The organism is Bacillus sp. NTK071, from assembly GCF_017303315.1.
GTDB lineage: Bacteria > Bacillota > Bacilli > Bacillales > Guptibacillaceae > Guptibacillus.
This window is the reverse complement of the sequence record NZ_JAFKOI010000001.1, coordinates 1-25,946: the sequence shown is the minus strand read 5'-3', so window position 1 is coordinate 25,946 and position 25,946 is coordinate 1. Positions and strand designations below refer to the sequence as shown.

32 protein-coding genes and 1 pseudogene are annotated in these 25,946 nt (G+C 38.8%); 10 read left to right on the top strand and 23 right to left on the bottom strand.

Annotation, left to right across the window (positions count from 1 at the left end):
- Positions 1 to 348 precede the first annotated feature (348 nt).
- On the bottom strand, positions 349 to 567 hold the full coding sequence (locus tag JI666_RS00165; RefSeq protein WP_206887571.1) for a FaeA/PapI family transcriptional regulator: 219 nt from the start codon (positions 565 to 567) through the stop codon (positions 349 to 351).
- Between the two features lie 272 nt (positions 568 to 839).
- On the opposite strand from JI666_RS00165, the pseudogene JI666_RS22055 reads away from it, so the two are divergent.
- Together JI666_RS22055 and JI666_RS00155 are read left to right on the top strand one after the other, a co-directional pair.
- Positions 840 to 1,187 (top strand): annotated as a pseudogene (locus tag JI666_RS22055) (protease complex subunit PrcB family protein).
- A 268-nt stretch (positions 1,188 to 1,455) separates the two neighbouring features.
- Complete coding sequence (locus tag JI666_RS00155; protein WP_414635117.1) at positions 1,456 to 2,919, top strand: SulP family inorganic anion transporter; 1,464 nt, start codon at positions 1,456 to 1,458, stop codon at positions 2,917 to 2,919.
- Positions 2,920 to 3,118: 199 nt separating this feature from the next.
- Here the strand turns inward: JI666_RS00155 and JI666_RS00150 are convergent, their stop codons facing one another.
- From JI666_RS00150 to JI666_RS00060, 19 genes are all read right to left on the bottom strand, one after another.
- Positions 3,119 to 3,259, bottom strand: coding sequence for a hypothetical protein (locus JI666_RS00150; protein WP_206887567.1), 141 nt, complete (start codon positions 3,257 to 3,259; stop codon positions 3,119 to 3,121).
- 103 nt (positions 3,260 to 3,362) lie between these two features.
- A complete protein-coding gene (locus tag JI666_RS00145; protein ID WP_206887564.1) occupies positions 3,363 to 5,228 on the bottom strand; it encodes a PAS domain-containing sensor histidine kinase in 1,866 nt (621 codons plus the stop codon).
- A gap of 114 nt (positions 5,229 to 5,342) precedes the next feature.
- On the bottom strand, positions 5,343 to 5,582 hold the full coding sequence (locus JI666_RS00140; RefSeq protein ID WP_206887561.1) for a hypothetical protein: 240 nt from the start codon (positions 5,580 to 5,582) through the stop codon (positions 5,343 to 5,345).
- Positions 5,583 to 5,634: 52 nt separating this feature from the next.
- Positions 5,635 to 5,790 carry an aspartyl-phosphate phosphatase Spo0E family protein gene (locus tag JI666_RS00135; protein ID WP_084006429.1) on the bottom strand — a complete coding sequence of 52 codons (156 nt, stop codon included), beginning with the start codon at positions 5,788 to 5,790 and terminating at the stop codon, positions 5,635 to 5,637.
- Between the two features lie 255 nt (positions 5,791 to 6,045).
- Positions 6,046 to 6,531, bottom strand: coding sequence for a GNAT family N-acetyltransferase (locus JI666_RS00130; RefSeq protein ID WP_286170517.1), 486 nt, complete (start codon positions 6,529 to 6,531; stop codon positions 6,046 to 6,048).
- 110 nt (positions 6,532 to 6,641) lie between these two features.
- Positions 6,642 to 7,277 carry an HD domain-containing protein gene (locus JI666_RS00125; RefSeq protein ID WP_206887559.1) on the bottom strand — a complete coding sequence of 212 codons (636 nt, stop codon included), beginning with the start codon at positions 7,275 to 7,277 and terminating at the stop codon, positions 6,642 to 6,644.
- 61 nt (positions 7,278 to 7,338) lie between these two features.
- Positions 7,339 to 8,064, bottom strand: coding sequence for a SurA N-terminal domain-containing protein (locus JI666_RS00120; RefSeq protein WP_206887557.1), 726 nt, complete (start codon positions 8,062 to 8,064; stop codon positions 7,339 to 7,341).
- A 459-nt stretch (positions 8,065 to 8,523) separates the two neighbouring features.
- Positions 8,524 to 9,201 carry an amino acid ABC transporter permease gene (locus JI666_RS00115; RefSeq protein WP_206887556.1) on the bottom strand — a complete coding sequence of 226 codons (678 nt, stop codon included), beginning with the start codon at positions 9,199 to 9,201 and terminating at the stop codon, positions 8,524 to 8,526.
- A gap of 5 nt (positions 9,202 to 9,206) precedes the next feature.
- Entirely contained in the window at positions 9,207 to 10,067 is an 861-nt protein-coding gene (locus tag JI666_RS00110) for a transporter substrate-binding domain-containing protein (RefSeq protein WP_206887554.1), read from the bottom strand.
- A gap of 139 nt (positions 10,068 to 10,206) precedes the next feature.
- Positions 10,207 to 10,452: a hypothetical protein gene (locus tag JI666_RS00105; protein WP_206887552.1), complete on the bottom strand. Its 246-nt coding sequence runs from the start codon at positions 10,450 to 10,452 to the stop codon at positions 10,207 to 10,209.
- A 71-nt stretch (positions 10,453 to 10,523) separates the two neighbouring features.
- On the bottom strand, positions 10,524 to 12,365 hold the full coding sequence (locus tag JI666_RS00100) for an LTA synthase family protein (RefSeq protein WP_206887550.1): 1,842 nt from the start codon (positions 12,363 to 12,365) through the stop codon (positions 10,524 to 10,526).
- Positions 12,366 to 12,505: 140 nt separating this feature from the next.
- On the bottom strand, positions 12,506 to 12,736 hold the full coding sequence (locus JI666_RS00095; protein ID WP_206887547.1) for a hypothetical protein: 231 nt from the start codon (positions 12,734 to 12,736) through the stop codon (positions 12,506 to 12,508).
- A gap of 127 nt (positions 12,737 to 12,863) precedes the next feature.
- Positions 12,864 to 13,649 carry a formate dehydrogenase accessory sulfurtransferase FdhD gene (gene fdhD, locus JI666_RS00090; protein ID WP_286170515.1) on the bottom strand — a complete coding sequence of 262 codons (786 nt, stop codon included), beginning with the start codon at positions 13,647 to 13,649 and terminating at the stop codon, positions 12,864 to 12,866.
- A gap of 14 nt (positions 13,650 to 13,663) precedes the next feature.
- Complete coding sequence (gene moaA / locus JI666_RS00085) at positions 13,664 to 14,683, bottom strand: GTP 3',8-cyclase MoaA (protein ID WP_206887541.1); 1,020 nt, start codon at positions 14,681 to 14,683, stop codon at positions 13,664 to 13,666.
- A 207-nt stretch (positions 14,684 to 14,890) separates the two neighbouring features.
- Positions 14,891 to 15,709: a DUF6612 family protein gene (locus tag JI666_RS00080; protein ID WP_206887539.1), complete on the bottom strand. Its 819-nt coding sequence runs from the start codon at positions 15,707 to 15,709 to the stop codon at positions 14,891 to 14,893.
- A gap of 83 nt (positions 15,710 to 15,792) precedes the next feature.
- The gene (locus JI666_RS00075) at positions 15,793 to 16,275 is read right to left on the bottom strand and encodes a ribonuclease H-like YkuK family protein (protein WP_206887537.1); all 483 of its coding nucleotides are present in this window, start codon (positions 16,273 to 16,275) and stop codon (positions 15,793 to 15,795) included.
- Positions 16,276 to 16,361: 86 nt separating this feature from the next.
- Positions 16,362 to 16,565, bottom strand: coding sequence for a DUF2188 domain-containing protein (locus JI666_RS00070; protein ID WP_206887536.1), 204 nt, complete (start codon positions 16,563 to 16,565; stop codon positions 16,362 to 16,364).
- Between the two features lie 56 nt (positions 16,566 to 16,621).
- Positions 16,622 to 16,861, bottom strand: coding sequence for a hypothetical protein (locus JI666_RS00065; RefSeq protein WP_206887535.1), 240 nt, complete (start codon positions 16,859 to 16,861; stop codon positions 16,622 to 16,624).
- Positions 16,862 to 16,943: 82 nt separating this feature from the next.
- Entirely contained in the window at positions 16,944 to 17,612 is a 669-nt protein-coding gene (locus tag JI666_RS00060) for a DUF4397 domain-containing protein (RefSeq protein WP_206887533.1), read from the bottom strand.
- A 238-nt stretch (positions 17,613 to 17,850) separates the two neighbouring features.
- Between JI666_RS00060 and JI666_RS00055 the strand changes: the two genes are divergently transcribed.
- The 6 genes from JI666_RS00055 (at position 17,851) to JI666_RS00030 (ending at position 19,822) form a co-directional block, all read left to right on the top strand.
- Positions 17,851 to 18,072 (top strand): spore germination protein, encoded by a 222-nt coding sequence (locus JI666_RS00055; RefSeq protein WP_206887531.1) that lies wholly within the window; start codon positions 17,851 to 17,853, stop codon positions 18,070 to 18,072.
- Between the two features lie 71 nt (positions 18,073 to 18,143).
- On the top strand, positions 18,144 to 18,746 hold the full coding sequence (gene gerPC / locus JI666_RS00050) for a spore germination protein GerPC (protein ID WP_206887530.1): 603 nt from the start codon (positions 18,144 to 18,146) through the stop codon (positions 18,744 to 18,746).
- A 2-nt stretch (positions 18,747 to 18,748) separates the two neighbouring features.
- A complete protein-coding gene (locus JI666_RS00045; protein ID WP_136945839.1) occupies positions 18,749 to 18,925 on the top strand; it encodes a spore germination protein GerPD in 177 nt (58 codons plus the stop codon).
- A gap of 2 nt (positions 18,926 to 18,927) precedes the next feature.
- Entirely contained in the window at positions 18,928 to 19,317 is a 390-nt protein-coding gene (locus JI666_RS00040; protein ID WP_286170513.1) for a spore germination protein GerPE, read from the top strand.
- 65 nt (positions 19,318 to 19,382) lie between these two features.
- Complete coding sequence (locus tag JI666_RS00035; RefSeq protein WP_206887528.1) at positions 19,383 to 19,598, top strand: spore germination protein; 216 nt, start codon at positions 19,383 to 19,385, stop codon at positions 19,596 to 19,598.
- A gap of 14 nt (positions 19,599 to 19,612) precedes the next feature.
- Entirely contained in the window at positions 19,613 to 19,822 is a 210-nt protein-coding gene (locus tag JI666_RS00030; protein ID WP_206887527.1) for a spore germination protein GerPB, read from the top strand.
- Positions 19,823 to 19,896: 74 nt separating this feature from the next.
- Here the strand turns inward: JI666_RS00030 and JI666_RS00025 are convergent, their stop codons facing one another.
- The gene (locus JI666_RS00025) at positions 19,897 to 22,659 is read right to left on the bottom strand and encodes a transglycosylase domain-containing protein (protein ID WP_206887526.1); all 2,763 of its coding nucleotides are present in this window, start codon (positions 22,657 to 22,659) and stop codon (positions 19,897 to 19,899) included.
- A 140-nt stretch (positions 22,660 to 22,799) separates the two neighbouring features.
- Between JI666_RS00025 and JI666_RS00020 the strand changes: the two genes are divergently transcribed.
- Complete coding sequence (locus JI666_RS00020) at positions 22,800 to 23,639, top strand: superoxide dismutase (RefSeq protein WP_206889220.1); 840 nt, start codon at positions 22,800 to 22,802, stop codon at positions 23,637 to 23,639.
- Between the two features lie 71 nt (positions 23,640 to 23,710).
- On the opposite strand, the gene JI666_RS00015 is transcribed toward JI666_RS00020, so the two are convergent.
- Positions 23,711 to 24,010, bottom strand: coding sequence for a hypothetical protein (locus tag JI666_RS00015; protein ID WP_286170510.1), 300 nt, complete (start codon positions 24,008 to 24,010; stop codon positions 23,711 to 23,713).
- Between the two features lie 111 nt (positions 24,011 to 24,121).
- A complete protein-coding gene (locus JI666_RS00010; RefSeq protein ID WP_136945845.1) occupies positions 24,122 to 24,325 on the bottom strand; it encodes a YuzI family membrane protein in 204 nt (67 codons plus the stop codon).
- 176 nt (positions 24,326 to 24,501) lie between these two features.
- Here JI666_RS00010 and JI666_RS00005 point away from each other — a divergent pair, with 176 nt between their 5' ends.
- Entirely contained in the window at positions 24,502 to 24,975 is a 474-nt protein-coding gene (locus tag JI666_RS00005) for a glycine/sarcosine/betaine reductase selenoprotein B family protein (protein ID WP_206887525.1), read from the top strand.
- Positions 24,976 to 25,946 lie beyond the last annotated feature (971 nt).

The following is a 25,946-nucleotide window of genomic DNA, read 5'->3' as shown; positions in this document are numbered from 1 at the left end:
TGACGTTTGATACACTAATTAAAAGGCTATGTTAGTGAGCAGTGTTGATTTTTGGATCATTTACGCGCTGCGGTGACCAATCGCTTCAAGCAAATTCATTTGCTCAGTCGATTGGTCACCACAGGACGACCTTTCAGCAGAGCTGAAAGGCGAGTGAAACTAAGGTTTCACTCGAATGAGCCAAAAATCGAGAAATCAACAATAAGAGCTATAACTTAGCCAAATAAAAAGAAACAAGGAAAGGATGTTACCCGATGTCTTTTATTGTTGATATCCTCTATGGTGTCGGTATTGTGTTTCTAATGCTAATTGGTTTGTATTTTGTAGATCTATTTCGAAAAAAATAGCTTATGCATTAGGACCAGCTTTGTATACAACCGATGGAGAAGGATCAATGACTGATGCGTCATATTCTTGTTTCACCGTGCCCTTTGGCATGTCCTTAATCATGCGAACAAGTTCTTCTTCATCAGGATTGTATCCCTTTTCCGATAAATACTCCATTATTTCTCTTGTTGTAACCGGTTCCTCAATATTTCTTAAAAAACTTAGAATTTCATTCTGCATGTGAATTCTCCTTTCAACCAAGGTAAATTGTCTACATCTAATCATTACCCTCCAACACAGATTGTAATCGTCAAGAATATCACGGTCTTCCCAACTTTAATAAAATTCGCTAAACTTACTAGTAGGACAATACTTAGTAAAGTGAATTTAGGAAGGGGTAACACAGAGTGCGCGGATACTTATTAATACTATCTATTCTTTTCGTTGTCCTTGCAGGCTGCGGAAATAATTCTCCAGAATCATCTTCAACTGAATCAGACGGAGGGGATCAAATGAAAAAAGAACTATCTTTTGAAACAGTCAAAATGCAAAATGCACCAAGAGATATTCAAGCTACCGTTCAACAAAAATGGCTTGAGAAGTCAACCTTTACGGTACCATCTGGAGATGATCTTTATATTATTATAACAAGAGGCGAAATGCCGACCGGTGGCTATTCTGTTCAAGTCGACAGTATAGTGGAGGAAGGAAATCAACTCACTGTCTCCTAATACTATACCGATCCTAAAAAAGATGAGATGGTGACACAAGCGATCACGAAGCCAATCGTCATCACACGTATTGATTTAACAAATGCTCGAGTTAATTTTAAAGAAATTCAAAAAAGCTCTCCTGAATAAGGATAGGCTTTTTTTGTTCTAATCTATATTAAACAGGCTAACCCTCCCATTAGACTTTTTAAAGTTAATCTTTGTCAGTCTCATAAATGAAATGAAACAGAAAATAAAGGGATCAGGCCAATAACAGTGTATGACACAAATGTTTACGCTTACACTGAATGTAAAGAGAATCGTCATATTTCTTATTCCTGCGTATAATTCATTTTGTTTTGAACGGTTTACCTTTCCGAGGTGGAAAGGAATACGTAGATAAAAGGAAGTGTACTATTTGTCAACGCAACAACTTAAAAATGAATGGTTTTCGAACGTCCGTGGTGACGTTATGGCGGGTCTTGTCGTTGCCCTGGCCCTTATTCCAGAGGCGATTGCCTTTTCTATAATGGCAGGTGTCGATCCAATGGTAGGATTATACGCCTCCTTCTGTATCGCAGTTGTTATTTCTTTTACTGGCGGTAGACCAGGAATGATTTCAGCCGCTACAGGAGCAATGGCTGTCCTGATGGTTACGCTGGTAGCTGAGCACGGTTTGCAATATTTACTTGCTGCTACGATACTAACTGGTATTTTGCAAATAGTGATGGGCGTTTTAAAGGTCGGGAAATTCATGAAATTCATTCCGCGCTCGGTAATGGTAGGATTTGTGAATGCTCTTGCGATTCTAATATTCAGTTCACAGCTACCTCATTTTGTAGGTGAATCATGGCCTATGTATTTAATGGTAGCTGGAGCTCTCGGCATCATCTATCTCCTACCTCGCGTATCCAAAGCTGTGCCTTCTCCACTAATTGCAATCATAGTCATTACAATTATTGCAATTATGAGTGGAAGTAGCGTTAGAACAGTAGGAGACATGGGTGAGCTTACTCAAGCTTTTCCCCTTTTCTTAATTCCAACCATTCCATTTAATATAGAAACACTAATGATCATTTTCCCTTACTCACTTGCATTATCACTTGTTGGATTACTAGAATCCTTCTTAACTGCATCAATTGTTGATGACATGACAGATACGGAAAGTGATAAAAACCGTGAAGCAAAGGGACAGGGTATTGCAAATATTGTTAGTGGATTTTTCGGTGGAATGGCTGGTTGTGCGATGATTGGTCAATCTGTTATCAACGTTAAATCTGGAGGAAGAGGGCGTCTTTCTACACTTGTGGCAGGATCTTTTCTAATGTTTTTAATTCTCGTGATGGGCGACATAGTGAGTAAAATACCACTTGCAGCGCTTGTTGGTGTTATGATTATGGTATCGATCGGAACATTTGATTGGTCTTCACTTATGAATCTTCACCGCCTTCCGAAGTCAGATGCACTTGTTATGGTTGTCACCGTCTTAACAGTTCTTTTCACCCATAACCTTGCCAGTGGCGTTCTTGCTGGTATTGTACTAAGTGCTTTGTTCTTTGCAGCTAAAATCTCCAAAGTTCATGTAAGTAGTACGCTAGACGTCGCAAATAATCGCCGTATTTATGAAGTGTCTGGACAAATCTTTTTTGCGTCTGTTACGGATCTATTAAAAGAATTCGATTATAAAGAAAACATTAGCCGAGTAGAAATTTCTCTAACGGACGCTCACCTTTGGGACGATTCCGCTGTTGGAGCGATTGATAAAATTCACTCGAAATTTGTCCAAAATGGAATTTCTGTTAAATTTATTGGACTTAATGAAGCAAGTTCAACGTTAATGAACAAATTGTCCGAGAATAAATCAAATAACATTGCTTCTTAAGCTTATTAAAAGGCTCTTTTCGTTAACTTTGTTGCTATAAGAGGTGTGGTTACTTCCCGCTCAAATCAACTACGAAGTGAGGTTCTCTATAGAAAAATCTTTAAGAGCAACAATCTTTTTGAAAAGAGCCTATTAAAAAAGGAACTTCTCTATCTTTCGAGAAGTTCCTTTTCTATATCATTCAAGTAAAGTAACAAAATCAAATGAAAATGGAAATAAAAGAGATAATAGCTCCTAGGCCAGCGATCGAATAATTAAAAAGGCGATTGTTCTCAGACCAATTCGTTTCAGCGTTGAATTTTTCAAAGGCAAGCATCCGATAGTTCGTCTCGCTTTTCATCCTCAACACTTCCTCTATTAGATTATTCTAACTATCACTTGTTGTTATTGTAAGCGCTTTCTTTTATTGTGTAAAGAATATCCCCATGAAAAAAAGCGCTAAATTAGCGCTCTCGAATCATTTTCTCATTTGGTAACGTTATTGTAACGACGGTTCCCATTCCTTCTTTGCTCTCAATAGAGAATGTGCCTTGATGATTCTGAACAATTCTACGGCAAATCATCAGTCCAAGTCCGTTTCCTTTTTTCTTTGTTGTGTAGAAAGGCTCACCTAAATGTGACAGTTGGTGTTCAGGGATACCAGGGCCATTATCACGTATTTCAATCATGACTTCATCATTTGTTGAATACAAAGAAATGATGATTTCACCACCCTCAGGCATCGCTTCAATTCCATTCTTTATGACATTAATCAGAACCTGTTTTATTTGATTCTCACTACAAGAAATTTCTCGAAGGTCATGGATGACTCTCGTATAAATCTGGACGTTGTTTAAAATAGCCTGTGTTTCAATAAGGGTACGCACATTTGCAATAAGATCTTGAATGTTTGTCACTTCATACGTAACAGCTTGGGGTCTCGCTAGTACCATAAACTCATTTACAATCATATTAATTCGATCAAGCTCAGATAACATAATTTCAATAAATTCTTGATCATCATCATCTTGATGTCTTGACTTTAATATTTGCGTGAATCCTTTTAGAGAGGTTAATGGATTTCGTATTTCATGCGCAACACCAGCAGCTAACTCCCCTATAACGGATAATTTATCTGATGTTCGAAGAAGTTCCTCTGCCTGTTTCCTATCAGTAATGTCTTTCCGTATGTAAACATATTGATAGGGCACTCCTATGTCATTTAGAAATGGTACGATCGTGGTATCAACCCAAAAATCTTTCCCCTCTTTTGTTATGTTGTTAATTTCACCCTTCCAGACGGCACCAGAATGAATTGTGCTTCTCATCTCATCAAAGAAAGATGGTGGGTGGTAACCTGAGTCTAGAAGAAGGTGATCATTCCCAAGTAGCTCTTTCTCTTTATAACCTGTGATTTCACAAAATTTATCATTTACAGATGTAATCTTGCCTTCCTCATCCGTGACAGAAACTAATGCACTCTCATCAAGTGCGTATTTCAAGTCTTTTAATTGTTTCAAGGTATTTTGTAATTCTCTCTCTGCTCGTTTTTTTTCTGTAATGTCTCTTGACACAACAACTAACAATCGCTCACCCTTTATACCAAACGGAATAAGAGTAGTTCGATCTTCAAGAGTGATCCAGGAACCATTAGCATGTTTCCTTCTAAATTCAACTACTTGCGGATATCTACTAGTATTTTGCAATAAATCCGCAACAATACTCTGGTCATCGGGATGTACATCTAACTTAATTGAACTTCCAGTATAATAGTCAGGCGGGTATCCAAGAATATTCTGATGAGAAGGTGATGCGTAAGTAACGAGATCTCTCTCTACGTTAACGAGACTTATTAAGTCTGATGTATGTTCAGCGATTAATCTATATTTTTCTTGACTATCTCGAAGTGCTAAAGCATTCTCTCTCTCATCTGTAATATCCCTGACAATCGTAAATACACCCTCAACAGAATTCTCGATATAGATTGGAATATTGACTAATTCCACCTCAAACGGAACTCCTTCATTGTTAAGAAAAGTTGTTTGAAGGTGTGTAACATGTCCTTCCACTGTCAGTCGAAATGACTTTGTTACCCGCTCATGATCTGTCTGGAGAATAAACCTCGTATAATGTTTATGAATAATATCCTCTCTATTTTGCCGAGAAAGCTTATGACCAAACTCATTGAGGTCTGTTACATGGCCGTTCAAGTCAAGTGAATACATCACGCCAGGATAATGGGCAAATAGCGATTCGAATTTCTGAAAATCTTTGTAAAGTTGATAGAATTCGTGTTTATCGATTACAATATTATCTGAATGATTCACCATTATTCCCTCCTCCCGAGCATGAAAATTCCATATCATGTAACTTTTCGACTTTATTGTTCTCTATTCCTTCTCTGTTCTCCATAAAGTTACGAAAACCAACAAAAAAAGCCGTCCTTAACGGCTCTTGTACTGATCCAGTTGATCAGATTCATTTATCCATGCCTCTTCCTTCCGAATCGCAAATTGAAGCCAGTCCTCATTTCCATTATAATTAGAATCATTCCATTCTCTAAAATGAACAATTGATTGAAAGATCTCCCCTTGAATCGACTCAATAAGCTGATTGCGTTTTGGATGATCTTCTATCCAATCAAACAACTCTTTTGTGAGAATTGCTTTAAGATCAATTTTCATTGGGTTTCCTCCTTTACTTCACAAAACAGGAAGAAAAAAACAGAATCCAGTTTCATAGTACTCTTTCATTATGGTGTTTCGTTTGCATTAATGCATTTAGCAACCGGTCTAGCTCCTGACTACAACGAATGGTTTTCTCTGATGCAAAGCCGTAACGTCCTGCAATATCAAACATTTCTTTACGTTTCTTTTCAATTGCATCATACATCTCTCATTCCTCCTCATGCCAATACATAACCATTATGCCCATTTCCAGAAGAAATCAAAACGTTTTCGACGAAACTTCTTAATCTATGGCAGAAGTAGCAATAAGTAGACATATTTTTTACTATCCGAGTTATGATGGTATGGTACTAGTTCAGTCGCTTAGAAACCGTCCTCTTGTTCCTTCGTGCTTGTATATTTCTCTTATTCCCTTTTTCTCAACGTTTAATCCACAGTTTCAACATGGGCAAGCTAAATATCAATTCTCAATTCTTTTTATCATTACTTCGAAAGGCACTTTGCTACTTTGTGTCCTATTAACGAATGAATGATAGACTACAAATCCCTCTCGTTCATATACTTTCCGTGCTCTTATATTAAATGAAGCTACTGACAGTCGAATATCTTTTTCGCCAAACTGTTCGATTACATATTGAAGACCAGTTCGAAGAAACAGCTTCCCATTTCCTTTACCAATCTCATCAGGATGGATACCGAGACCGATATCAAGTAGATCTTCTTCGTAAACACCCGCATCATGACCTGATGGTACGCGTGCAGATTTTCCAAAACAAAAGTATCCAAACAGCTTTCTTCCATTCCAAACTGATACATAGGAACCGTCCATTAATTCTTCAAGCACTTCTTCGTCTTCAGAGAAACTATAAAGCGAATAAGGCTCTGTATAAGTCCATGTTTGAATTTCTTTTGCTGTTTCTAGAGTCATCGGCTGAATATGATACATGTTTCTATTCTCCTTTTTTGGATAAGGCTATGTTAGCTTCTATATGTTGATTTCTCGATTTTTGGCTCATTCGAGTGAAAGGTGCCCTGGTTAAAAGCTAGTCGAAAAAATCATTTTATTCCAGACCACTCATCGTGAAATTGAATAAGAAATTCTTCTATAAATTCATGTCGCTCTCTAGCTAATTCAATTCCTTTTTGTGTGTTCATTAACTCTTTTAAATTCAATAATTTCTCATAGAAGTGATTAATAGCAGTAGATTGTCCATTTCGATATGTCTCAGGCGTCATTCGATCTCTAACTGCAATACTAGGGTCATAGATCAAATCACCTTTAGCTCCAGCATAAACAAACGTACGAGCAATTCCAATCGCTCCAATAGCATCTAATCGGTCTGCATCTTGAACAACTTGTGCTTCAAGCGTTTTAACAGGTGGGCGATTGCCTCCCTTAAACGAGATGGAAGATATAATTTCAATGATATGCTTACGGTCTACTTCGTTCACATCGGCAAGTAAATTTGATACTTCCGTTAAGCCTTCAGCCTCTGATGAAGCGATTTTATCGTCAACGAGATCATGAACGAGAGCTGCAGCTTTACAGACAAATTCATTCGCGCCCTCTGCCTTAGCAATAACTTCAGCATGTTGGACTACTCTTTTAATATGGTACCAATCGTGGCCACTTCCTTCTTTCTCTAATTTCCGCTTCACATAATGCGTTATGTTATTTAATATCTGATTCATTTACTCATACTCCTGTTCTGTATCAGTCTTTACCAAAGAAAAAGGCCAGCTCTGTGCTGACCTATAACATTTTTTCTATTTCGGCTTTTTGCTTCAGCTCATCTTTCATCTTTTGAACTTTTTCCTGTGTTTTTGTTTCGATTAAGTAGTCCTTTATTCGATCTTTCATTTCATCGAAGGATGGAGGATTCTCAGCATCTTTTGTGAATTGCTCGTCATAGAATGACTTCATTTCTTCCTCAGTCACTTCAGGCTTGGCGATTTTTTCATTTACGAATTTATCAACTACAACGATGTCAGCGTATTGACTTTCCAACTTCTCTAATGTCATTCCTTGTGCTTTCAGCGCTTCATTTAATTCCTTTTTAGTTGAAAACTGAGCTTTAATCTGTTCTAACTCCGTTTGCACTTCTTTCTCAGAAGCTGAGAAACCTTCGTCCTTTGCTTTCTGAAGCAAAAGTTCTTGTCCAATTAAGTTATCCATTACTTCTTCTTCTATCGATTTAGCCACCTTATCATTAGATGGATCTTTCCCACTCATTGTATAGCGAAGCTGTGTTTGTACCAGCATGGAGTTATAATCTTTCCCTTTAATTTCCGTACCGTCCACCGTCGCAACCACTTTATCCTCATCGACCTTCATCGCTTCTAATTCTTTCTTCGTTTGGTCCATTGATGCAGAATCTTCAGAGGTAGTTGTTTCGGTATCTTTCTCGTCGCTGGTGTTAGAACATGCAGCAAGGAGAAGAATGACCACAAGCATTAATAAGCTAAATTGTTTTTTCATGCAGATGATAGACTCCCTTCCAATTGTGACAAATCGTCTGAGTTGATTATATTCGTTATTATAACATTCATAAAAATGCTTTAAGAAGAATATGGGATATTTTTGTTTTTTTGATAGGAAGTTTTCGAAGACATCGGTGCTTCAAAGTGGGGTTCTCTATAGAAAATCTTTTAAAAGCAATAATCTTTTAGAAAGGCTCTTTTCGTAAACATTGTTGCTATAGTGAGTTATTTTCCGCTCCAGGATGCTCGCTTTCCGCGGGGCGGGCGGTGAGCCTCCTCGTCGCTCACGCTCCTGTGGGGTCTCACCTGTCCCGCTAGTCCCGCAGGAGTCGAGCATCCTTCCGCTCCAATCACTAAGATTAGTTTTTTAAAATTATTTCAAAAGCAACAATCTTTTAGAAAAGAGCCTTTAGAAAAGAGCCATTAATTAAGAAAAACCCCTGAAATTCTCAGGGGTTTAATGTACATAATGATATCTTTTTTCTAATAGCTCCTGTATAAATGATACACATACACAAACTGCCCAATAGATAAGTGCGACCAAAATGTACATTGTCATAAAGTCGAACTCTCTGCCTCCTACAATCTTTGCATGGTGAAGCAATTCAGGGACAGTAATAACCGCTGCAAGTGAAGAAGCTTTGATTAAATCCAACATCACATTTGAAAGAGGAGGAATTGCAATCCGCGTTGCCTGCGGAAGGACAACTTCTCTCATCGTCGTCCAGTAAGACATACCGAGCGCAGTAGATGCTTCCCACTGTCCTTTTTCTACGGATGAAAGGGCAGAGCGCTGAATCTCTGCTATATATGCAGCACTGTTTAAGCTAAAGCCAATCAATGCTGAAGTCAGAGCGGAGAATTCAATTCCTACTACCGGAAGTCCAAAATAAAGAATATAAAGAAAGACTAGAATAGGCGTTCCTCTCATAAAGGAAATATATAGTCGAGCAGGATAGCGAAGTGCTTTCCATTTCGACATTCTTCCGAGAGCAAGAAATAGCCCCATTACTAAACCAATGATCATTCCTACAAATGAAATTAAAAGCGTTAGGCCAAGTCCTTGAATAACATACGGAAATGACTTTATCGCAAGACCCGCATCAAATAAGTATTCCCATTGTATATCAAACACTTGGTTTATTCCTCAATATCAAGATCTGGTTTAACAGAAACATTAGCTCCATTAAAGAACTTCTCCGATAATTCTTTAAGAGTTCCGTCATCCTTCATTTCTTTCAGCGTTTCGTTCACTTTGCTTTCTAGCTCACCGCTGTCTTTCTTCATTACTATCGCTTGATTATTTGGATAATACTTAATATCAGGGTGAATTGTTATATTTAAATCAGAAAATGCAGCAAGTGCCAGGGTTTGAAGGTAATAATCATTCAAGATAATGTCTGTACGACCATTGGATACATCTCGTAAATATTGCTCATTTGTCGCATTATCGTAAATCACTTCTTCTGCACCATTCTCACGAGCAACGTCCATATAAATGGTTGTCGATGCACCTGCTGCCTTTTTGCCTTCAAGATCATCAAGTGACTTAATTCCAGATAGATCATCTTTTCTTACAATAGCTGTACCATATGAATATTTAATTGGTTCAGAGAACGTAAATTTCTCTTTTCTTTCATCCGTAATCGTAATATCATTTGCTGCAAGATCAACTTTACCGGAATTAATACTAGTTAACATTCCATCAAAGCCCATTTCCTCAAATTCGATTTCAAGATCAAGACGTTTTGCCATTTCTTTCACGACTTCTACTTCATAACCAGTTACCTGATCAGAACCTTCTTCATAATAAGAAGTAGGATATAGCGTTCCAGATGTTGCAACGACAAGCTTACCTTCTTCTTGAATCTTTTCCCAAGCAGTCTGCTCTTTATCAGCTGATTTATCAGGTTCACTACTACCGTTTGAACAAGCGCTTATGACAAAAACAACGAGTCCTATAAGGAAGACAGGAGCTAGTCGCTTTAGTAAATTAGTCAATTTTTTCACTCTCCTTTAATCTAGTAAACAGTAAAAACATATCATTATGTTACAGTCTATTGCAACCATTACAGCATATCAAACCAAAGACATACTATTCTCATTTTTCCAAACAAAAAGCACTCCACGGTAAGGAGTGCTACAACTGCTCGTCAATTTTCTGATGAAGATAAGTGGTAGCTTGATCAAGGTGTTTAATCGCTTCGCCTGGAAATTTATCACTATCCTTTGCTCGCTTCACGTGGCCATATAAAACAAGGTCTTGTGAATTCATGACGATATCGAGTACTTCCCTTCCAACCTCTTCCTTCTTTTGATCCATATGAATCGCTGTTTTGTATTCACGTACAACTTCTGTTAGAATTTGCAGTCTTTGTAAATCCATCTTCGCTCATCCCTTTTTATCAAGAGTTCATTTTCAAGAATATCATGAATGTTAAAGAATGAACACTTAAGCTATTCAACAAACCGAAGCAAGTCACCATAGATAACTTTATCTGAATAATCAAGTTCGTTTTGAACTTTTCCGAAATATTTGCTGCATTTGTTACGATTTGTTTTCGCACCAGTTTCCTTATTATAACAAGTATTTTTTGTGTATATTAGTCCTTTTGTTACAAAGCTTCCATCTCGGAATATAACAAAGTCTTTCCTTTTCGAGGACAATAAGCTAGTACCGAAATTTAAGCTTGTTCTCTCTTTCACACCTAGCAATTCAAGAATGGTAGGTTTTAAGTCAACTTGACCGCCTACTGTTTCAAATACTTTTCCTTCCTCACCAGGTATATGGATGATAAGCGGAACTTTCTGTAGTTGAACGTGTTCGACTGGCCCGATTTGTTCTCCAAAGTAATCGCCAAGTGCTTCGTTATACGTTTCGGATAGCCCATAATGATCACCATAAAGAACGAAGATCGAATCCTCATAAAGTCCTGCAGCTTTCATTTCTTCAAAAAATCGCTTAATGGCTTCATCTTCATAACGAATTGTTGCAAAATAACGGTTCACTACTTCCTCCTGCGTTTCGGGAATTGAAATCATCCGATCTTTCTCTTCTAATAAGTACGGAAAATGGTTCGTAAGGGTTAAGAACTTTGCTGAATAAGGCTCTTTCAAGTCTTTAAGATATGGGATAGATTGTTCAAAAAACGGAATATCCTTTAACCCATAGTTAATTGAATTCTCATCAGTGACTTCAAAATCTCTTTTGGAATAATACCGATCATATCCAAGCGTCTTATACATGTCTTCTCGATTCCAGAACTCTCGGTCATTACCATGAAAAGAATTCGTTGAATAACCAGCCGAGTTCAACGTCTCTGGTAGGGAGAAGAATTCGTTCTCTGGTTTCCTAACAAAAACAGATCCGCCAGAAAGCGGGTACAAGCTAGTATCAATCATAAATTCAGCGTCAGACGTCTTACCCTGAGCTGTTTGATGATAAAAGTTAGGAAAGAAATAGCTATCTTCCTTCAACTTGTTAAGGAATGGAGTTGCTTGTTTGCCTTCCATACTCTCATCAAGCATAAAAGCCTGTGTCGATTCAAGTGAAATAATAATCAAATTCTTCCCTTTTGCAACTCCTTCATATGGAGAAGCTTTAATTTTCTTATTATCGACATACTGTTGTATTTCAGAAATATCCGTATCATCAGCAAAAACACTTGTAATAGAAGTAAATGAATTAAATAAAATATCATATGCATGATAAGAATACGATCCAAGTGATTTAACGAATAGTTCTCGATCATAGGATTTTTCGAAAAGTAACGGATTCATTAGGAGAGCTATAACAGTAGTTCCGAGTAAGATAGATACTCCAGTAGCAGCCGTTCGCTTTTTAAGTTTTGCGGAAAGTACACTTGAACTTAGCTTCTGTCTTCTAATAACCCAGAATAAGATGACTGAATCAAGTATAAGAATGGGATCATAGATATTAAGTAATTCAACTGTACTCTGACTTAGTCCCCCAACATTCCCAAATTGAAAAAGAACTGGTACTGTAATAAAATCTATGTAGAAGCGATAATAAAGTATATTCCCATAAAGAATAGCAGACAAAATAAAATAAACTGCAAGCATCAGGCCTGGTTTGGAATGCTTTCTAAATAGCCCTATACCTAGCAGTAATACAATCGATCCTATCGAATTAATCAAAAGAAAAACTTCTTCTCCTGCACCTCTAAGTGTAAATGAAAATTCAAATCGATAAACAAGGTACGTTTTCAGCACTAGCAGCGCTACTAATAGTAGATAAAACCGCCAGACTGAGGTTGCTTGTCTTTCTTCTAAATCCATAGTTCCTCCACCCCTTACATCTCCCTAACTCATCCTTATGTGATTCTCTCTCTCTTTACCACTAAACATCGTCGACCAAACAGTAACTCACTTTTTCTTCTTACTAATTGATACGGCCTAATTAGCCATAAAGTTTCAAATCAATAAGAAAAAACTAGAGCAATAACACCAAACGCAATCAAAAACAGCCCTACTGTTACACAAGTTACCGTTACAATCCACCACGGAATTGAATCAAGCGCTTTTGTTTCGATAAAGAAAAAAATACTCTCTCTCTTATTTGAAGCTTCAGATGCTCTCGAATGGTCAGCTGTTTCCGACTTCATTGCCTCTAAACGATGGAACAAAAACCGAGGACTTCCTACAATCACTACCCCCGCCACCCAAAAAATTAACGCTATCGTCCAACCCATCATAAACCCGCCTTTCAATTAAAGCATGTTTGTACTGTAGTATGAACGACTTAACCCAAAAAAACACCTCCAAGCTGAAGGTGTTTCAAATAATAATTCTTTCAGGCTTTGTATAGATGTTAAATCCGCCTTTTCGTATGAAGCCTACTGTTGTAATCTCAAGATCTTCAGCTAATTGAAGGGCTAGATCAGTTGGGGCAGATTTGGATAGAAGTATACCAATTCCCATTTTGGAAAGCTTTATGACTACTTCTGATGATATTCTCCCGCTAAAAGCAACGGAAAGTTCAGAGGGATGAATATGGTGGCGAAGAGCAAAACCATACAATTTATCAAGCGCATTATGACGACCAATATCAGTGCGAGAAGCAATCATTTCATCACCTTTAAAAATAGCCGCATTATGAACGCCACCAGTTGATTTAAAAGTTGTTGATTGTTCTTGAAGTTTCTTCATATTAGCGAGACAGTTATTAGCTGTTAGCGTAGGTGCGCGCATAATCGTTCTAGCCGTTCGAGAGTCGCTCTCCAAATAAAAGTGTCTGCTTTTACCACAGCAGGAGCTGATTACGCGCTTTGTATATGTTTCAGATGCAAGAGACATCGTGACTGACGCTTTTACATTTACGACACCTTGACCCTCATTGAACAGCATCTCTTCCACATCTCGATAAGATCGAATCACGCCCTCTGAAGCGAGGAATCCAATCACCATATCTTCTAGATGGTCAGGCGTGCAAACGACCGTCGCAAATTCAACCTGATTAATTCGAATCGTGAGCGGTTTTTCTAATGCAATGGTATCTTCTTGTTCAATAAATTGCCCGTCCAGATAGCGAATAACGTTGCGTTCTGTTGTGTGTCTGTTCATTTCCTTCTCCATCATTACCCACCAATGAATGACATTTCAATTTTTTCACGGTTCGCTACGCCTTCTTCAGTTCGTTCATCGGAATATCGATCTTGGCGACCATTCCACAATTCTGTAAGCATTGTTTGCATCTCATCATCTGTTGCACCATTGCGCATTGGATTACGAAGACTTGTCCCTCGTGAAGCAAATAGACATGTATATAGTGCTCCATCAGCGGATAACCTTGCTCTTGTACAGCTTGAACAAAACGAATCACTTACCGAAGAAATAACACCTATCTCACCAGCACCATCACTGAATTGATAACGACTAGCTACCTCTCCAAAATAGGCTGCTTCAATTGGCTGAAGTGGATATACTTCTGAAATGGACTCGACAATATCTTTTTTACTCATTACATGATCGAATTTCCAGCCATTTGAGTTCCCTACATCCATGTATTCAATAAATCTAACAATATGGCCACTATGGCGGAAATACTCTGCCATTGGAACAACTTCATGATCATTGATTCCTTTTTGAACGACCATATTGATTTTTACTTTGAGGCCAGCATCTGACGCGGCTTGAATGCCTTCTAATACAGGTTTGATCTTCGTACCTCTACCGTTCATTTTGCCGAACGTTTCATCGTGAATTGCGTCAAGACTTACATTAACTCGTGTTAACCCTGCCTGCTTTAATTTCATTGCATGCTTTTTTAATAATGAAGCATTTGTCGTAAGCGCTATATCTTCAAGTCCGTCGATATCAGATAACATGCCCACAAGGACAGTGAGATCTTTTCTAAGAAGTGGTTCTCCCCCGGTCAAGCGTATCTTTTCAACACCCATTCCAACGAAGAGCCGTGCAAGTCGAGTGATTTCTTCAAATTGAAGGAGACTCGTTTTAGGAAGAAATTCATAATCAGGGCCGAATGTCTCCTCAGGCATACAGTAACGACATCGGAAGTTGCATCGATCTGTTACAGAAATGCGTAGGTCCCTTAGAGGGCGGTTAAGTTGATCGAGTACGAGTGATTCTGTAGACATCAGCCTTGCTCCTTTCAAATCAATGATTAAGGCTAATGTTAACGTTTATGAACACTTTTTTCCAGTATTAAAGCGCAAAGTAGACATTGTTGATTTATGATGGGTTAATTTCCGCTCCAATTGTTAAATTTGGTAGTTCATTTAAAAAGAATTATTTCAAAAGCAAAAAATGTTTACGAAACGAGCAGTACTCTTCCAATCATTTCATTATGAGATACTAGGCATCTCTTTTGCTTGTTGAAGTACTTCTTCTGGTACTGTTATTTCTTCTATTTCGTTGTAGTTCTCAAAACGCGAATCCATTTCCATTAACATAGAGATCGTTTCATCTTCCATTGTCATGTCACTATCCATTTTCATTTGGAATTCCTTTGTTAGAAAATCATCTTTTCCAATTGTGAGAGTATATTCTATTTCATTCACTTTCATTTGCTGAGTAGCTCCCTGAAGCACTTCACTTTGTGCACCCATATTCTCAACAGTTTTGTCTAACAATTCCTGATACTTCTCTCCAGACGCTTTCATTGTCATAACATATGTATCATCATTTTCTGTTAGGGTAAATTCGTCAACATACTCTTTAAGCATGTTCATTTGTTCAGAAGGATCCGCTTGAGATTGCTGCATGGTGAGGAGGGTATCCGTCATTTCATCTGGGAATTCCATCCACTGTTCTCTCTGCTTCATGAAAAAACCTTCTTCTGTAAAATACGACTCCATTTGCATAGACTCACCGTGTGTTTTCATATCAATCATCTGGTGAAAAGCCATTGGATCCATCACCATATCAGAATTGATCTTACTCGTAACCTCCATCTCTTCTTCACCAGAACGAATGGTTTGGTTCATGTTTGCCATCATCTTAAAGCTAGTGACATTTTCCTGAGCAGCAATTGATTTATCGAATACTTCTTGCGCATTGATCCCCTTATCTACACTAATTTCTCCTCCAGAATCCGTTGTGCCACTACAGGCTGCTAGAACAACAAATAGCGTTACGATCAATGAATACATCTTTAATTTCATTTCATCACTCCTTTGTATCTAATACGAAAGAGTTCCGTTAAGGTTTCAACTAACACAAAAAAACTGGCTTTTTTTCAGCCAGTTCAGCTTATTGATTTTGTATAGCGATCCGCAACGCTGCTTGCCCCATATGATTCTGGTTTAATTCTTGCAATATAACCAACCGACGTTACCCAGCCTACAACTTCCTGTATCACTTTACGAGTTTCTCCCTGTTTACCTACATCGAGATGGATCTCAATTGGCCATTTCTCAAGCAAAGCTGAAAATCCCTCTTCCTTTAGCAACTCCATTAGTTCAAGGCTCATTTCAGTTTCCTTATAGATGCGATGCCTAAGCTCATGGATCGGTTTATGCTTCACTTTTCGATAGAATATCCTTGCTCCTTTACCAACACGGTGAATGATGAGCGCTGTTACGAACTGGGTCGTTTTTCGACTAGTTTGAGAATCTGTCCCAATTACAATCCTATATTTGCCTTTCGGATCTTCTTCTGTATACCTTTCAATAAGCTGAGTGACTTGATCTATTGTTACTTTTCCAGCTGTAGGACTAATAAAATCCATATGGTTCCCTTCCTTCTTCAGGATAGTAGTTAGTACTATATTTATTCAAAAGATGAAAAATATGTACGTCAGAACCGAAAACTCTACTAATTATAAAGACTTTTGTCTTCTATTTCTCCATTTAACTGGTGAACAATTAATTCAGAGGGACGTTTTTCATCACAAATCTCTCTTCCATATTGATAGGCTTCTTCCTTTGTTTCAAAGGTTTTGGTTGCTTGTTCAGCATCTTCATTCTTAAGCTCCCATTTACCATTCTTTCCGCTTTGTACATGATAAACTGTTTTCATATTAATTCCCTCCTCAAACTAATAATTCCTTTAAGCTTAGGTACTGAAACCAGCAACTATGCTTTGGAAAACATCAGAATATCAGCAGGCTGCTTCTCGATAAATGTATGAATCGTTTTAAATCCTTCTTTTTCTTTCGAGTAGAAGGTTCTACTTGAGATGGGTCTTCTTGCTGACCATTGAATGGATAAAGGATTCTGCCAGGAATCATGCGTGATCAATTCCTGTTTGTAATAATAATGATTGCCACTTGGGTAGCGCTCACAGATATATCGAACTGTATGTTTGGTATGCACTTTACTCACTCCTTTTAGAAATGCTTACAGTATTAACAACCGTAGACAAAAACATCCGCAGCGATTTACGCTGCGGAGCTTTTTACTTACCGTCTTTTAATAGAATAACGTTAAGCGCAGGGTCACCATCAAGAAAGCCAATTGCGATAGCCGTATAATTGACGCCGGCTTCAACTGGTACATTAGGAAGATCTAGAACAGATGTATCACTTCCTGTTGCACGAACTTCAAGGTTGTATGAATCTGGGCTAACCGTTTGATAATCTGAATTTTGTCCGAAGGCAAGGTTTTTAATTAACACATCGCCATCCTTAACCGCAATATCTACAGGAGGCGCATCAGGAGAAGCGTGAACTGCTCTTAGTCCACCTTTATCACCTGACCCTTTTTGATCTTCAAGTGCGAGTACCGATAGATTATCTAATTTCCCAATAGCTACAACGGAATAATTTTTACCTGCCTCTACAGATAATTTCTGCTCAAGAACAGGCTTTCCTTCACCATTTGCAGAAGAAGCATAAATTTGAACCGTTTTCTCTCCTGGTGCTAATGCTGCATAATCAGTCACATCTTTGAAGGACGCTCCTTTAAAGGCTGGCTTTCCATCAACATAAACATCAACTGATGGAGCATCAGGTGAAGCGTGAATCACTCGAACGTTAGCAACATTGCTGTTCTCAGCTGCAAGACTTTGAGGTGATGCAGTTACGAAAAGTACTGCGAACATTAGGGCAGAAAGAATCCATTTCATTTCATCACTACCTTTTAATTTATTGGAAGACCTGCCTATTTTTTTACAGAGATAAAGTAATTATTCATTAATTCTCATTTCAATATAAAAACAGACCTCTTAAAGATCTGTTCACGAATGATCATTATAGCTCACAAGACGGATTGTTTTTGAAAACCAGAAACCCTTGAACGCTCGAACATACGCTAATGTTCCGCATACAGTATTACAAGAATACAGTCAAAAAGGATGTGAAAACATGCCGGCATTAGTCGGAGCAATCAAAGTTAATACAATCGGAAGCAGTGGCGTCTTTCACGTCGGTGATGTGTTTATTGTATCTCCTACCAGTGCTATCCGAACCTTTGCAGGTGCGGGGTCATTTAATACTGGTAATGGACTGAACGTAAGCAGTTCATATAGTGTAACAAGCGTAAATGACAGTGATGTTGCTGATCAAAATGTTGTCGCAAACATTTAACAGGGCATTCACCTACTTTTGTTCCCTCGCATACAGTAGAATATACATTTTGATACGGGAGTTGGTGGTCAATGTATCCAAACGATAATATTTACGGGATCCTGCAACGGATGCAACAACACATTGAACAACAAAACCATCGAATCAAAATGCTTGAAAATATGGTAGATGATTTAAAGGACGGTTATGAACAATTATCGAAAGCACCAAAAACGAACATAGAAAAAATTGAATACAAATTCGATCAATTAAAAATAGAACGACTAGATGGAACGCTTAATATTGGACTCACCCCTAATGGTGGTGCTGATATGCTTGAGGATTTCACAGTGAATGGTACAAATGGAATGCATCCCCCTTCACTAGCCCCAGAGACCATACAATCCATTCAGCAAAATGTAAATTCATATATGCAGAATGGCGCACTAAAACAACTAGGAGAACTTGAGCAAAAATACAATTATCCTCTTGACGATCCCTATAGACAATTTATTTTAGATGACATTCAAAAACAATTAGATCAGCGAATTAATTATTACCTTAATCAGCAAACAAACCGTTCACCTAATACATCTCCACAAGAACTATCAGAAGAGATAGAGAACAAATTAAAACGAGATATTATAAATGGAATGGAAGCCTTCATTAAAAATTTACCTAAAAGGACTGATTGATTATGAACTACACTGTCATTAACAGAGGCCTTTCGGTGGGAAATATTACGGTAACTGCTGTAGCAAGTTCCTCGATATTGCTTGTAGGTGATACAGAATCGATTGCTTGCTCATCTATTTTCGACACTCCTCCAGAATCTTTAATTGTCACAAGACCTTTCGTACCACTATCATCTTGATTATGTATAGTCGATCTTCTTTAGTTAACTGGATCAACATTTTGTCCGTGGATAGTTCTGGGACAGTGCAAATTGGTGACAGTAATCAAATTACACCTGAAACCAAGATTTTTGCTATACAAAGAGAAAAGCCGATCTTTAAAGGAAATGAGTATGAAGACCTCTCACCCTTTTCTATCTATAGCCAGCAACTACCAATTCCACTTCTAACAGAAGCCATTAACCATGTGACAGTTCACGAGAATCCCGTTATTAAAGTAAACAGCATTCAGGTACTTGGGGTTGCAGCTTCAGGAGTTATTCATGTAGGGTCAACTAGAACAATTCAGTCAGAATCGAGAGTTAAAAACATTCGACAGTTTTTTACCGATCCGAGCGAAAGTCATGAATAACAAGAACGCATCGTTATAAACAGACATACAATACGGTATTACGATCATTGCAAAGGATGTTCATCATGCCTTCAATTGTAGGACCAGTCAAAATTAACAGTGCGGGCGGCGTCGTTAACTTTGGAGATAGCTTTAATACAACACCTAAATCAACTGCCAAAACATACGCTGGTTCAGGTGCATTTAATACAGGCGATTTTCATGTAGTGAACAACGGCTTTAGTTTAACCAACTCACTTGATCCTGACGTAGCTGATCAAGATATCACCGCTAACAACTAGGGAGCTGAAAATTCGTGAATTTCTTTGTGAATCAAAACATCGTTATTCATCAATTAAGAGTCGAAGGAATTTCGAATTCTTCAGTCCTTCAAATTGGAAGTGCAGGTATTATTAAACCACTTTCAAATTTATATAACACGGGTGCCTACACGGAACCTGCTCCTGAACTTGAAGCTACACAAAGTGAAACAACAACTTACGTACCATTAGCGCCACCAACATAGAAATAGCCGCCAAATGGCGGCTATTTCTATGTCCTAATTCTTTTAATGGAAAGCTTGCTTTGCACCTGAGAAAACTACGATTTCGTGTTGCTTTTTTTCTTTTGACTCGTTTCCGTATCAGCAGTCTCAGTTTGTGAAGAATCCTCATTATTGGAAGATTGCTTTATGCTAACATTGGAAGAATCATTAGATGAATTACTAGTACTTTCTTTAGCTCCACTACCTTGATTCTTGCCATTACCTTCTTTACTGCTTGTTGTCTCATTGCTCTGATTGCTTTCACTTTCTTCGTTATTTCCTCCACCTTCATTGCTACCGCTATTATCGTTTGTTTCGCTACTCTGATCTCCACCGTTATTGGAAGATGTATTCCCATTTCCGCTCTGTTCGTTGCTACTACCGGTATCAGATTCTTCATCAGTTTCACCAGTGCTACCACCATCGTCGTTGTTATCTGCATTGGTGTCACCCGAACTAGTGTCGTCTGAGTTACCCGCATTATCTTCTTGAGTTTCCTGTTCGCTTTCCTGCTCTGAACCATCTGTCGATTGAGGTTCTTCTTCTACAGGATCTTGTTCTTTATTTACTTCTTCCGTAGCAGGTTCTTTCTTCTTTTCTTTTTCAGGTTCTTTCTTATCAGGTTTTTCTTCAGGTTGATCTACCTTATTATCTTCTTTAGTCGATTCTTTTTTATCCGGTTCTTGTTCTTTAGTTGGTTGATCAGAAGAATGTTTCTTATCCGGTTTTGAATCGTTAGAGTTATTTTCCTTCTCTTTCTTTACTGGTTCCTGTTTCTTCGGTTCTGGTATAACAGCTTTTTTCGGTTCTTCACCTTTGAAATACAATTCTTTAATGATCTCGCTAGACGGTGTTTTTTCATTCGCACGTAATCCAGTATTCTTGTCAATTTTTAGTTCAACGACTGATTCAGGTTTTTCAAAAGGCACCGTTTCTTTCCCTTCTGAAACCTTGCTCATAATATGTTGGAAGAGGAGTTTGGCAATATCATCATCTTTCTTATGAATGTAGCTCTCTTGCGTTGTTTCATCGTAGCCTGTCCAAACAGCAGCAGTGTAGTTTGTCGTATAGCCCGAGAACCATGCATCCGATGTACCATCGCCATGGATTTCTTCAGGTAAATTGGTTGTTCCGGTTTTACCAGCAATGTCGAGTCCTTTTACCGCTGCTTGCATACCAGTTCCGTCTTCTACAACCGTTCTAAGCATATCCGTTATCATGTAGGCTGTACCTTCGTTCATCACACGATTAGGTTCGGATGTTAAAGCTAATTCTTTTCCATTTGGATAAACTACTTTTTCTACACTATACGGTTCATGGAACGTACCGCCTGATCCGAATGCAGCATATGCACCCGACAGCTGAAGTGGCGAAATACCTTTTGCGAACCCTCCAATTGCATAGGAAGGATACGTTTTGTCGATTGTTATTCCTAGCTTTTTAGCAAAAGCCTGCGCCTCTTCTCCACCAACTTCCATAAATGCTTTGATGGCAGGAATGTTGTAAGACCATTGCAATGCTTCACGGATTGAAACACTCCCCTGAAATTCATCGTTCCAATTGCTAAATTCTTTCCCGTTAAGCTCTAGTTCTTCATCGATAAATTGTTTATTTGTAGACCATTTTTGTTTTTCAATACCAGGCGCATAATCAAGGATAGGTTTAATCGTTGACCCTGGTGATCGCTGTAATTGTGTAGCATAGTTAAAGCCTTTTTGGACATCATTTTCACCAGTTTGACGGTTGCCACCTATAGCTCTAATTGCTCCTGTTTGTGTATCTAAAAGAGAAATACCCGCTCTAAAATCATCATCTGGATAGTTAACGGCACTATCAGTTGTCAAAGCATTGTCCACAATTTTTTGCGCGCCCTGATCTAAAGTTGTGTAAATTTCTAACCCACCTGAGTAAAGCGCTTCTTCGGAAATTCCAGCTTTCTCTAAATCGCTAATGACTTGATCAATAAAGGCATCATTTGTTGTTGGCTGTTTTTTCTGTTCAACAATTATATCCTTTATGGAGATAGATGCTGCTTCTTTCCTTTCACTTTCAGAAATAAAGCCATGTTGCTCCATCAAACTTAACACAGTTGCGCGTCGCTCACTTGCAAGTTCAGGGTGCTTGTATGGGTCATAACCTGATGGTCTCTGAGGCAAACCTGCAAGAAGAGCCGCTTCCCCTGTGGTTAATTCATCTAGTGATTTGTTGAAATATACATCAGCTGCAGTTGCAACCCCGTAAGCACCCTGCCCGAAGTAAATTTTATTTAAGTACATGCTAAGAATTTCTTGTTTTGAGTACTTTTTCTCTAATTGAACTGCTAGATAGGCTTCTTGTACTTTACGCTTCATAGTCTTCTCGGGTTCAAGCAGCATGTTCTTCACTACTTGTTGAGTAATAGTGCTTGCACCTTCAGCTCCAAAACCTTCTTTAACGTTCGCAATAACGGCTCCGCCTATGCGTTTAATGTCGACGCCATTATGCTCGAAGAACCTAACGTCCTCCACTGCAATAAACGCATTGACCACACCATCAGGAATCTCATCAAACGCAACTATTTTTCGGTGTTCCTTCCCCACAATATCTTTAATTTTATTTCCTTCTGCATCATAAAGTGTAGATGATTGCGGTAAATTCAATTTATTTTCTTCAAGCGCTGGCGCTTTATCTATATAAGCATAAGTTTGATAACTACCGAACGACAAAACGAATATCATTAAGAAAGCAACTAATAGTAGAACGTTACGTGCAAAATGTTTCTTTGTTTTCACTTTCGTTTGACCTTGCTCACGGCTATTATCATTTATTTTTTTCCCCATAATAATCCCCCTTATTTCAAATCCCATAAAGGGTTGTTACCCAAATGTTTCAAATTAAAAACATCATGTACGAGATAGAAACATTTTATTAACAACTTTCATATAGTAGTAACGTCTAATAAGGGGGAATGTATTTGGATATGAATAGGACACAAGTGTTGTTGTCATGGGGTTACACATTTCGAAATCACCTTACTTCCAGTTTCATTTCAAATGAAATAAAAAATAAATTAATTTCTAATACAGAAGAATGGCTTCAGGAGTTAGAACTTCGAACAGGAGTAATTGATAAAAATGTTTATAAAAAAGCGCAAAGACTATATGATGAATTTCAAGCCGCTTCAAGAGTACAACAAACTGTTCCAGTAGGTGGTCACACACTCCCTCCTCTCCCTTATGCTTACAATAGTCTTGAACCTTCTATCTCTGAACGAATTATGAGACTACACCATGATATCCATCACCAAAGCTATGTAGATGGCTTAAATAAAGCAGAATTAGCTTTACAAGAAGCAAGAAAAAACGAAAACTTCGACTTAATTAAACATTGGGAACGTGAATTAGCTTTTAACGGTGCAGGTCATTATCTCCACACGCTTTTTTGGAGGATCATGAGTCCAAATGGGGGGACACCCACAGGGAGAATTGTAAAAGAGATTAAAAAAAGCTTTGGAAGCTTTAATCAATTTAAACAACAGTTTACAAATGCCGCTAATAAAGTAGAAGGTTCAGGTTGGGCGATTCTCGTATGGTCACCTGTTTCGAGAAGACTTGAAATTCTTCAGGGAGAGAAACATCAGAATTTAAGCCAGTGGGACGTTGTTCCATTGCTAGCCCTTGATGTTTGGGAACATGCCTATTATCTTCAATATGAGAATAACCGAAAGCAATATATCGACAATTGGTGGAAAGTGGTGAACTGGGAAGAAGTCAATAAACGTTTCGAGAAAGCAAGAACGATTACATGGGAACCGTTTTAACACAATGCAAAAAGCAAAGGTGATTAGGCCTTTGCTTTTGCATTTTTTATTCTTAGACATTCTCCATTCCATTAACGATAGGGACCATACCCGTATGGCGGTCGTCCACCATAATATCCTGGATAGCCGTAGCCCTGGTATCCGCCGCCATAACCTGGAGGATAACCATACCCACCTCCTGGATAGCCGTAGCCGCCATATATCCCTGGTATGACAAGAGCTCCCAATAAACCTCCCGCAAGACCACCAGCAAAAGCAGCGCCAATGATTGGAAATGGTCGTTCATAAGGGTACTGCCTCATTTCATGAGATAGTCTGGTATCCGGATAAGCACTATGATAAATCCCTTGCATGGGAATGTAATTATTCATATGTGTCCTCCCTTTCCTGATGGGCATCATGATAATTGCCTACAGTATAAGGTATGGTCATATGCTATATCGGGAAGGGACATTAGCGGAGAAACCGCAATTCTTCTTAATTTAGAAACGTGGCCAATACACGCTAAACCAAACCACTAGGATCCCTGAAGCAAATAAATATAACTCTGGTGTTTGTGAGATATAGACGAAATAGTCAATGAGACTATGTCCAATAATAATTAAATTAAGTTCAAGAATTAACGTCACACCACCTGCAACAGAGAGTCCAAAACCGACGAGAAAAATGAAGAAGCGCACGATCATATGCTGCAGGCAATTCTTCTTTGTTTCATACCGGCCTGTCCCTCCTCACTCGTTTACTACTCATCCTATTGAAGAAGAGACATAATTATGCTCGTCAAGCCGTTTTACTTTCGTTTTTTGTACATACATGCTAAAACCAAAAGGTAAACTACATTGTATTGAAAGGAGGAGTAAGCATGATTGAAAAAGTTGAACAAGCCGTTCAACAGAACTGGGTGCCTTCATTTCGTTTTGAAAAAAATGAAACTGCCCCATTTACACCTTTCACGAAAGATCTTAGCAAAGCGAAAGGCGTCGTCATTACAACTGGCGGAGTATATGTTAAAGGTCAGACACCTTTCAATGATAACTATGGATTAGGTGATCCATCTTATCGAGAAATTCCAGTTAGTACAGATCTTAAAGACGTGTCCTTTTCTCATGAACATTATGACCAAACAAATGTAAGGCAAGATCCAAACATCCTTTTCCCACTAGATGTGATGAAAGAGCTACAATCAGAAGGACGCATCGGTGAACTTGCCAATACGCACTACAGCTTTATGGGTTATATCCCAACACCTCACCCACTCAAAAACGTAACAGCTAAAGAGGTGGCTACTAAACTCCTTCAAGAAAACGTAGACTTTGCCTTATTGGTCCCTTCATGACCAGTCTGTCAACAGTCGGCCGGTCTGGTCGCACGCGTACTTGAAGAACACGGCATCCCGACAATTGCCCTTACAATGTCAAAAGAAATCAGCGAACAAGTCAACATCCCTCGTTCCCTCTACAACCGCTTCCCATTCGGCAGCGCAGTAGGACAACCAGGCAACAAAGAACAACACAAACAAGTCCTAAACAAAGCCCTCGACACACTAGTCGAAGTAACAGAAGCCGGCAAAGTAGAAGAATCTGGGATTAAATTTAAATAACGAAAAGCGGAAACGAGCGTTTAGAAACGGAGATATTGGAGCTCTTGAACTAGAACACGCTTTTTGTGTTCTGGTGAAAGAGTGAAATATCGTAGTTTCTGCGAGTTGCAGCTGGATCTCATGAAAAGCGGAAGTGGGCGGTTAGACCCGGCAGGCACTGGAGCCCCCCCAAATTGAACACGGTCTTTGTGTTCGAGTTGGGGGGTGAAGTGACCGAGGGTCTGCCCACTGCAGCTGGATCTAACGAAAAGCGGAAGTGGGCGGTTAGCCTCGAAAAGCGCTGGAGCCTTCCAAAAAGAACACGCTCTTTGTGTTCATTTTGGGAGGTGAAGCGATCGAGAGGCTGCCCACTGCAGCTAGATCTAACGAAAAGCGGAAGTGGCCTGTTTAAATCCGCAGGATGTTGGAGCCCATGAGACTGAGACGCTTTTTGTCTCATTCGATTGGGTGAAACAGCCGGAGGATTTGGCCACTGCAGCTAGATCTAACGAAAAGCGGAAACGAGCGTTTAGAAACGGAGATATTGGAGCTCTTGAACTAGAACACGCCTTTTGTGTTCTGGTGAAAGAGTGAAATATCGTAGTTTCTGCGAGTTGCAGCTGGATCTAATGAAAAGCGGAAGTGGGCGGTTAGACCCGGCAGGCACTGGAGCCCCCCCAAATTGAACACGGTCTTTGTGTTCGAGTTGGGGGGTGAAGTGACCGAGG